At 32.9% G+C, this 9,477-nt stretch carries 8 protein-coding genes, 1 pseudogene and 1 riboswitch; all 9 genes and pseudogenes read left to right on the top strand.

Annotation, left to right across the window (positions count from 1 at the left end; all coding sequences use genetic code 11):
* Window positions 1–468: pseudogene (locus BMX60_RS12110) on the top strand (hypothetical protein); the annotation flags it as partial.
* A 73-nt stretch (window positions 469–541) separates the two neighbouring features.
* A riboswitch (M-box (ykoK) riboswitch) is annotated at window positions 542–715 on the top strand.
* Window positions 716–889: 174 nt separating this feature from the next.
* On the top strand, window positions 890–2,257 hold the full coding sequence (gene mgtE, locus BMX60_RS10480; RefSeq protein ID WP_091351410.1) for a magnesium transporter: 1,368 nt from the start codon (window positions 890–892) through the stop codon (window positions 2,255–2,257).
* A gap of 30 nt (window positions 2,258–2,287) precedes the next feature.
* Entirely contained in the window at window positions 2,288–2,989 is a 702-nt protein-coding gene (locus tag BMX60_RS10475; protein WP_091351409.1) for an MgtC/SapB family protein, read from the top strand.
* 99 nt (window positions 2,990–3,088) lie between these two features.
* Entirely contained in the window at window positions 3,089–4,201 is a 1,113-nt protein-coding gene (locus BMX60_RS10470) for an RtcB family protein (RefSeq protein WP_091351408.1), read from the top strand.
* A gap of 33 nt (window positions 4,202–4,234) precedes the next feature.
* Window positions 4,235–5,008, top strand: coding sequence for a MurR/RpiR family transcriptional regulator (locus BMX60_RS10465; protein ID WP_143055929.1), 774 nt, complete (start codon window positions 4,235–4,237; stop codon window positions 5,006–5,008).
* A gap of 155 nt (window positions 5,009–5,163) precedes the next feature.
* On the top strand, window positions 5,164–6,498 hold the full coding sequence (locus BMX60_RS10460) for a 6-phospho-alpha-glucosidase (RefSeq protein ID WP_091351406.1): 1,335 nt from the start codon (window positions 5,164–5,166) through the stop codon (window positions 6,496–6,498).
* A 3-nt stretch (window positions 6,499–6,501) separates the two neighbouring features.
* On the top strand, window positions 6,502–8,040 hold the full coding sequence (locus tag BMX60_RS10455) for a PTS transporter subunit EIIC (protein ID WP_341423334.1): 1,539 nt from the start codon (window positions 6,502–6,504) through the stop codon (window positions 8,038–8,040).
* A 50-nt stretch (window positions 8,041–8,090) separates the two neighbouring features.
* Window positions 8,091–8,561 carry a PTS sugar transporter subunit IIA gene (locus tag BMX60_RS10450; RefSeq protein ID WP_091351405.1) on the top strand — a complete coding sequence of 157 codons (471 nt, stop codon included), beginning with the start codon at window positions 8,091–8,093 and terminating at the stop codon, window positions 8,559–8,561.
* A gap of 127 nt (window positions 8,562–8,688) precedes the next feature.
* Window positions 8,689–9,477: hypothetical protein (locus BMX60_RS10445; RefSeq protein ID WP_143055928.1), on the top strand; the 789-nt coding region annotated here is incomplete at its 3' end.

Genomic DNA, 9,477 nt, shown 5'->3' with positions numbered 1-9,477 from the left:
GAAGGACAAAATTTTTATATTAACAAATATATCCCAGTAGATTATAAAAGACAAATTTTAGGTAAGATAATACCCGGCATCCTGCTATCTACTTTAGGACTACTAATGATTCTGACCATCGTTGCCGTAGCCGTTAGACTACCTATATATTTAGCTTTACTAGTATTTCTGTTAGGAATGGTTGGAATAGTGTTTAATTCTATGATTGGTATGATTTTTGATCTCTTTAGTCCAAAGTTAGTATGGGACAATGAACAAAAAGCAGTTAAACAAAATCTAAACTCTCTTTTTCATATTATTTTAAGTACAGTAATTATTGGAGGTAATGTTTTTTTAGTAGTTAAATTAAAATCTTCCCTCTTTGTTACTACTGGATTACTAGTAGCTATTTATCTCTGTTTAAGCTATGTATTATACAAATACCTCACTATTAAAGGGGTAGAAGTTTATAGTAATATTGGCGAGTAAAAATAATGTAATTAGTAAAAATTATTGTTGACAAAAATTCAAAGGTAATATACAATGTTTAAGGACAATCAAATAGAGGACTTGTTAGGTGAGGCTCCTAGAAGAACACAGGCTACTGCCCAAAAATGTCGAGAGACGCCAATGGGTAGAACAGGCATGATCGGATTAAGGTCTGCTTAAGGTAGCTGATTTAATTTAAATTAAATCTACGTCTTCTAGTGCCAAAGCTAAGACGAGGAGTATTGGGACAAAACTTGAGTTTTTTGTACAAGGATTGTCTTTAGTGATTATTGTTTTTAACGACTCCTCGGAGTCGTTTTTTATTTTTACTTATAGGGAGGTGAGTCTAAATGGAATATGATGATTGGGATTCGGGGAAAAATAAACTGATTAGGGAAAAAAATATTAGGAGGGATCTGTCATGGAAAAGATTAAAGAGACTATTTGGACTCATCTTAAAAACAAGGATGTTGAGGCTTTAAAGAAATTTTTGGAAGAAAGGGAAGTAATAGAAATCCTTGATGTATTAGGGGAATTGGCTCCAGAAGAAAAAGTGATAATTTATAGATTGTTGTCTAAAGATAAAGCATTGTTAGTCTTTGAACAGTTAGATAGTAACTTACAACTAGAACTACTAAAATCCTTTACAGAAGAAAAGAGTATTGAACTGATTAACGATTTAGAACCTGATGACAGAGTTAGATTATTTGATGAGTTACCTGCTAAAGTAACAAAAAAACTGTTAAGTCTATTAACCCCAGAAGAGAGAGAAAAAACTAACCTCTTAATGGGTTTTGAACCAAAGACTGCAGGAAGAATTATGACTACCGAGTATGTCAGACTAAAAAAGGACTGGACAGTAGAGGAAGCATTAAAATATATAAGGGAAAGGGAAGGATTAAAAGAAGGAATTTATACATTATATGTAACTGATGATAATCGTAAATTAGAAGGGGTTTTATCATTAAGGGAATTGGTTTTAGCTTTACCTGAGCAAAAAATAGAAGAGGTAATGCATAAGAAGGTAATTAAAGTAAGGACTGATGTGGACCAAGAAGATGTAGCAAAAAAAATACAAGAACTAGATTTATTAACAATTCCCGTAGTAGATAGGGAAGACCGCTTAGTAGGAATCATAACAATTGACGATGCAATGGATATTTTACAAGAAGAAACGACAGAAGATATTTTCCATAAAGCAGGTTTGCTGAGTTTGAATAAAAAAGAATCAGATAGGAGTAGCCGCTTAATTAATGGGTCTGTATGGCAAATTTGGATGACGAGGTTGCCATTTCTGATTTTGACTGCCATAGGTGGATTATTGGCAGGATTCGTTATTGATGTTTTTGAAGAAACCCTTGAAGCCATTGCAGCTGTAGCTATTTTTATTCCCGTTATCATGGATATGGGAGGTAATGCAGGAACCCAGTCCTCTACTATTTTTGCCAGAGCTTTAGTTTTAGGTCATATAGATATTAAGAAATTTAGAAGACATTTATTGAAAGAGATATTTATCGGTTTAAGTATGGGAGCTATAGTAGGTATTTTTACAGGTATAGTTGCATCTGTTTGGCAGGGAATACCTCAATTAGGATTAGTAGTAGGATTAGCATTAGGTTTAACTATGACCTTGGCAACGACACTAGGTTTCTTAATTCCATACCTATTATTTAAAATGAATGTCGATCAAGCGGCAGGGGCAGATCCTATTATCACAACAATTAAAGATATTACAGGTTTATTTATCTACTTTGTTTTAGTAAATCAATTTTTAGCCCACTTAATGTAATTTATTTTCGAAATTAAGGTGGTGATATTAATGCCACAACTAATAGTCAGCGAACAATTAGATTTTGTTGTTAGATTATTTCTAGCTTTTATATTCGGTGGTATTATCGGCTTTGAAAGACAAAAAAGACAGCGAATGGCTGGTATGAGAACTAATGTCTTAGTCTCCTTAGGAGCTTTCTTATTTGTAACTCTATCTATGATGATAGAAGGGGAGGGAAGCCCTACCCGGATGGCTGCCCAGGTAGTATCAGGGATAGGTTTTTTGGGAGCAGGGGTCATAATAAGAGATGGTTTAAATGTAAGGGGTTTAAACACAGCTGCCACACTGTGGTGTGCTGCGGCTATAGGGGTTTTAACTAGTGCTGGATTTATATTAGAAGCCTTTTTAGGTACGATTTTTGTGTTAATAGCCAATATTTATTTACGGACCTTTATTAAAAAAGTGGAGGGAGAAATTCCTCCTTCCACTACTTTTGAAACCAATTATGTGTTAAGGGTGGTTTGCACAGAAAAATCTGAATTTCATATCAGGGCATTATTATTACACATGATGCAAGAGGAAGATTTAATGTTAAATAATTTAAGTAGTGAAGACTTAAGCCATGATTTAGTTGAGGTTATTGCTAAATTGACTAGTTTAGGGAAAAACCATTTAGCTCTAGAAAAAATAGCTAGTAGAATCAGCTTAGAAACTGGAATCAAATCAGTAGGCTGGGAATTTGAAGGCTAAAATCAGATTAAATAGTCGTAAAAAATGCGACTATTTATTTTTTTTATTATTAACTAATGTTAATATATAATTAAAGAAAAGTTAAAAGGAGAAAGGAAAATGAGAGTAAAGGTCATTAAAGGAACCTATAATCAAGCTTTAGTATTTACCGATTTAATTGAAGAAAAGGCAATAGAACAAATTCATACCCTTTGCTGCCAACCTTTTATTAAAGGGAGTAAAATAAGGATTATGCCCGATGTCCATGTGGGTGTTGGCTGTACCATTGGTACAACAATGACTATAAAAGATAAAGTTGTACCTAACTTAGTGGGGGTAGATATTGGTTGTGGTATTGAGATCATCGGGATAGGTAATAAAAAAATAAATTTACAGAAATTAGATCGAATGATTTATGATAAAATTCCTAATGGATTCAATATCCGGAAAAAAGAACATTCCTTTGTGGATAAGGTGGAGTTAGAAAAGCTCTATTGTAAAAAAGAAGTAGATATAAATAGGGCTCGAAAGAGTATAGGAACATTAGGGGGAGGAAACCACTTTATTGAAGTTAATCAAGATGATGATGGAAACCTTTATCTAGTTGTCCATTCAGGAAGTCGTCACTTAGGTACAGAAGTAGCAACTTATTATCAAAACAGGGCGTATAACTATTTGAAGGCTAAGGGTATCCAAGTCCCTAAATCTTTAGCTTATGCAGAAGGGGATCTATTTAATCAATACATTCATGATATGAAAATAGTTCAACATTTTGCCGATATTAACAGAAAAGCTATTGTGGAAGAAATTGTTAAAGATTTAGATTTAGAAGTAGTTGACTCTTTTTCAACTATCCATAATTATATTGATACAGAAAAGATGATTTTGCGAAAAGGGGCGGTATCAGCTAAAAAGGGAGAGAGGTTTTTAATTCCCATTAACATGCGGGATGGTAGTATTATTGCCCTAGGTAAAGGAAATGAAGACTGGAATTACTCTGCTCCCCATGGTGCCGGTAGGATAATGAGTAGGTCAGAAGCAAGGAAGAATGTCACTTTAAAGGATTATCAAAAGAGTATGGAAGGTATATATACATCATCGGTAAATAAAAAGACTATAGATGAAGCACCTATAGTTTATAAACCTTTATCGCAAATTATTGAGAATATAAGGGAAACAGCGGAGATTATGAAAGTAATTAAGCCTATCTATAATTTCAAGGCAGCGGAGTAGGTTGGCTATAAAATTAACAAGGGGGTGGTTAGTTTGATAAAAAGTATAAGTAATGAAGTATTAAATACTTTAAATAAATCAGAATTTGATGTCTTAACATATATTACTAATCATCAAGAAAAAGTAGTGAAAATGACCGTTAATCAACTAGCAAAAGAAACCTTTGTTTCAACAGCAACTGTAATCAGACTTTGTAAGAAATTAGGATTTACTGGGTTTAATGAACTAAAATATAATTTAAAAAAGAATTTAAAAAAGCCAAAAAAAGGATATAATTTAGAGCTGATAGAAGAAAATTATTCACAAATTATTAAAAGAAAAATATATGATATACAAAAAACTTGTGAGTTAATAAACGAGGAAGTTATTGAAAAGGTATTAAATATTTTTCGAACAAAAAAAATCCATTTTTTCGGTAAAGGATTATCAGAAATTACTTGTGAGTATTTAACTAATCAATTACTCCAAATTAATATACTTGCTATCAACCATACTAATACCCACATAGCATATCTTTATGGAGAAAAAATGGATGAAAATGATGCTATATTTATTCTGTCTTTAAGTGGAGAGACAGGTCAACCCTTAAAAATGGCTCAGATTGCAAAGGCTAGAGGTGCAACTGTTATTTCAATAACTACTATTGGAATGAATAGTCTAGCAAAATTAGCAGATATTAATTTATTTGTTTATGCAGAAGATGATGAACAAGTAGAGTTTGATAATAAATCTAGGGCACCGGTGTTAATATTATTTCAAATTATATTTGATATGTATATAAATAGATATATTAAAAGTCTTTCCTAAGGAAAGGCTTTTAATTTTAAATGTAATAAATTACATAAATAGTAACGTAATACAAAGGTTGTAGATAATTACTGAATTATCGAAAAATATTTTAATTTTTATTTGATTGTTGTAATATTAGATTGTCATTAAAAGCAGAAAGGTAGGTACTATAAATGAAAAAATATAATGTTGTCATAGTAGGTGGAGGAAGTACTTGGACTCCAGGTTTATTACAAAGCTTAACTAAAAATAAAAATGTGTTTCCATTAAATCGGTTAGTATTATTTGATATAGATAGGGAAAGACAAAAAGTCATAGGTGAATATGCTAAGGTGTTGTTTAAAGAGAAATATCCTGAACTTGATTTTCAATATACCACAGATAAAGAAGTTGCATATAAAGACATGGATTTCGTTTTTTGTCAGATGAGAACTGGCGGATATACTATGAGAGAGCTAGATGAAAAAATTCCCTTAAAATACGGGGTAATTGGTCAAGAAACGTGTGGACCAGGTGGTTTTGCTTATGGGATGCGATCCTTAAGGGATATGCTGCAAATGATAGAAGATGTAAGAAAGTATTCCCCAAATGCTTGGATATTAAACTATACGAATCCGGCTGCAATAGTTGCAGAAGGGATTAACAGAGTTTATAAAAATGATAAAAGAATTTTAAATATTTGTGATCAACCAGTAAATCTCCTTCGTTCATATGGTAGACTTTTAAATATGGATCCATATGAATTTGAACCAGTATATTTCGGTCTAAATCATTTTGGGTGGTTTACCCATCTTTATGATAAATGTGGTAATGATTTAGTGCCTAGAATTAAGGAAATCATCAGAGAACAAGGATTTAAGCCAGTGGATGCGGAACAAAGGGATCAGTCTTGGTTAGATACTTATAGTATCGTAAAAGATATGTTGGAAGATTTTCCTGATTATTTGCCTAATACCTATTTGCAATATTATTATTACCCAGAATATAAAGTTAAAAAATTAGATCCTAACTATACAAGAGCTAATGAAGTTATGGATGGAAGAGAAAAAAGGGTCTTTGCTGAGTGTAAATTGGTAGCGGAAAGGGGAACAACTGAAGGAGCAACGGTTGTTCATAATGATGCCCATGGAGATATGATAGTAGAAGTGGCTGAATCTATCGCCCATAATAAAAATAGAATCTATATAATTATTACAGAAAATAATGGGCTTATAAGTAATATTCAAGATGATGCTATGGTTGAAGTAGCGGCCACTTTAGGTTCTAATGGACCGAGGCCTTTTGGTGTAGGGAAGATTAGCACCTTTTATAAGGGGTTAATGGAACAGCAGTTAGCCTATGAAAAATTAACCGTTGATGCATATTTTGAACAATCTTATGAAAAGGCATTACAAGCATTAACATTAAATAGAACGGTGGTGGATGCTAAAAAAGCTAGGAAGATTTTAGATGAACTTATTGAAGCTAATAAAGGCTATTGGCCTGAACTAAAAAAAAGGGAGGAGTAAAAAGTGAAACAAAATCTTAAAGATTTCTTTCAACAACTAGGAAGGTCTTTCATGCTGCCGATTTCCTTACTGGCAGCAACAGGTATCTTTCTAGGATTAGCAGCAGCTTCTGCTAATCCCCAGATTCAACAAGTTGTACCTTTTTTAGCCTCTAGTTCAGTGATGTATGTTACACAGCTGATTAGGGCAATATCTGGCACCCTCTTTGGTAACATACCTTTACTATTTGCTATTTCATTGGCATTGGGGATGGCTAAAAAGGAAAAACCAATAGCTGCTTTTGCCGGTGTAATTGGATTCTTAGTTTTTAACAGGAGTATGATGTATGTTCTTGATAACACAAGCCTGGAATTAGATGCAGTAGGCAACGTTTTAGGTATGAACACAGTTAGGATGGATGCTTTAGGTGGAATCTTGGTTGGTTTAATTACAGCTATGATTCATAATAAATACTATAATGTAAAATTACCAGATGCCATTGCTTTTTTTGGTGGCACAAGATTTGTTGCTATTGCCGTCACAGTAGTTTTCGCTGTGTTAGGACAAATTGTTCCCTTTATTTGGGAGCCAATTAGTGATATAATAACAGGGGTTGGTACTTCTATCGCCCAACTAGGGTATTTTGGAACTTTCTTGTTTGGATTTCTAGAAAGGATACTGTTACCCTTTGGTTTACATCATATACTAAACTCTTTAGCCCGTACCACAGAGATCGGTGGAGTAGCAGAATTTGCTGGGGAAACAGTAACAGGAGCATTATTGATTTTTAACCGGTACTTAGAAACCGGTGCTACCCCCGATAACTTACCATTAACTGAGGTGACCCGTTTCTTAGCTCAAGGGAAAATCCCTATGATGGTCTTTGGGCTACCGGCAGCTGCTTATGCTATGTACACAACAGCTCATCCTGATAAAAGGAGAAAGATTAAGCCATTATTATTAGCAGGAGTATTGGCATCTTTTACTACAGGAATAACAGAACCAATTGAGTTTGCCTTTCTATTTGTAGCTCCTATGCTATATTTATTCCATGCAGTTATGGCTGGTATATCCTTTATGTCGATGCACCTTTTAGGAGTAATGATTGGAAATACCCAGGGGGGTATAATAGATTTACTTGTCTTTGGAATAATGCAACCTGAATCAAAGTGGTATATGTCAGTAATAGTTGGGATAGTTTTTGCAATAGTTTATTATAATGTTTTCAAATGGGCAATTTTAAGATTTAATTTTGCTACCCCTGGTAGGGAAGAAACTGATGAAAATACTGATGCCGTAGGAAATGTAACCGATAAAGAATTAGATACCTTAGCAATCCAAATCATAGAAGGTTTAGGTGGAAAAGAAAATATTCAAGCCTTAGAAAATTGTTTTACTCGTCTAAGGGTAGATGTAGTCGATATGGGTAAAGTTGATGAAAAGATAATAGAAAAAACAGGAGCAAATGGTTTTATAAAACCTAATCCTAAACACATTCAAATAATTTATGGACCAAAAGTTAATATTATCAAAGATGTTGTAGAACAAAAATTGAATATCTAGTTATCCTAGGAGAGGTTTTCCCCTCTCCTTAAATATCAAGGAGGGTTATTATGTTTTTTTTCAAGAAAGATAAGGAAGAAAAAATTTTTTCACCAATTAAAGGATCTGTTAAGCCGGTAACAGAAACCCCTGACCAAGTATTTTCTCAAAAAATAATGGGTGATGGTTGTTGTTTTGATTTAGCAGATGGTTTGGTGGTATCTCCTATAGATGGAGAAGTGACGACAATATTTGAAACAAAACATGCTATAGGTTTAACCAGTAAAAAGGGCAGTGAAATTATTATCCACATCGGGATGGATACAGTAAGTTTAGGGGGAGAAGGTTTTACTGCTTTAGTGAAAGCCGGTGATAAAGTGAAGGTAGGTGATCCCTTAATAGAAGTAGATATTGCTAAAATTAAAGATAAAGTCCCTTCAATGGTAACACCTTTAGTTGTGACTAACTTAGGAGAGAAAAAAATAATTTTAGAAAAAGAGGGACCAGTAGAAAGAGGGGAACATATTTTAACCATTAACTAAACATTTTATTATTGAGACAGCTTTAACTAAGTCAAGCCTGAGCTGTCTTTTTTTTATTGAAATAGAGGTTGAGCTGTAACTTTTTCCCCTCTATTTCGTCTATATAGGGGAGAAGGGAGAGATTTTGATGAAAAAAAAGATAGGCTTGATTATATTTATGCTACTCTCTTTAGGGATTTTTCTTTATCCCCAATATGAACAGTGGCGACTAGACAGAAACCTAAATAGGATGCTTGAAAATGGTCAATATGAAGAAATATACAACTTATTATTACCGGAAATAAGGGAAAATCAAATAGATAAAGAAAGTAAAAAGTACTATTATTTTTTAGTCTCATTGTATAAAACAGAAAAAAATTCTTTATTCGAAAGTAGATTTAGTGAATTGATAAGAGAAAAAAATGTAATGGTAGTTCAGAGGGTAATTGATTATTTAGGTGATGAACTGATAAAGACTTATGTTAATCAGGGGAAAACTGAATTATTGTTATCACTAATAGAGTTAGAGGGTCTAACTTTTAATGAGGATCAAGGATATTATTTATCTCGTTTTATATTCAATGGACTTTATTTTTTTGAAAATGAAGATTTAATAAAAAGGGCAATGGATTTAAGGGGAGAAAGGGAAGAAATTGATAGAATTTATTTGACTTATCATTACTTTTTTGGCGATAGGAATAAAGCTATAGAAAAATATCCCTTAGCTAACTACCATTGTCAAAATACGTTTTTAGGTATTTTTTTCAATAGATGGTATCAACGGGTTTATTCAGCAATTTATTTTGATAGAGCAGAATATGTAAAAGAGCTTATTCAAGAGATAGAAGAATGGAATCAAGAGATAGAAAAATTGAATTCAGGGATTTTGAAAAGTAGTTTTATAAGCAATTTTTATCGCGTTGTAAACTCTTTAAAG

Origin of the sequence: Anaerobranca gottschalkii DSM 13577 (genome assembly GCF_900111575.1) — a bacterium.
In the GTDB taxonomy this organism is placed as follows: domain Bacteria; phylum Bacillota; class Proteinivoracia; order Proteinivoracales; family Proteinivoracaceae; genus Anaerobranca; species Anaerobranca gottschalkii.
Note: the sequence above shows the minus strand (reverse complement) of the source record. Positions and strands in the feature narration are given on the sequence as shown.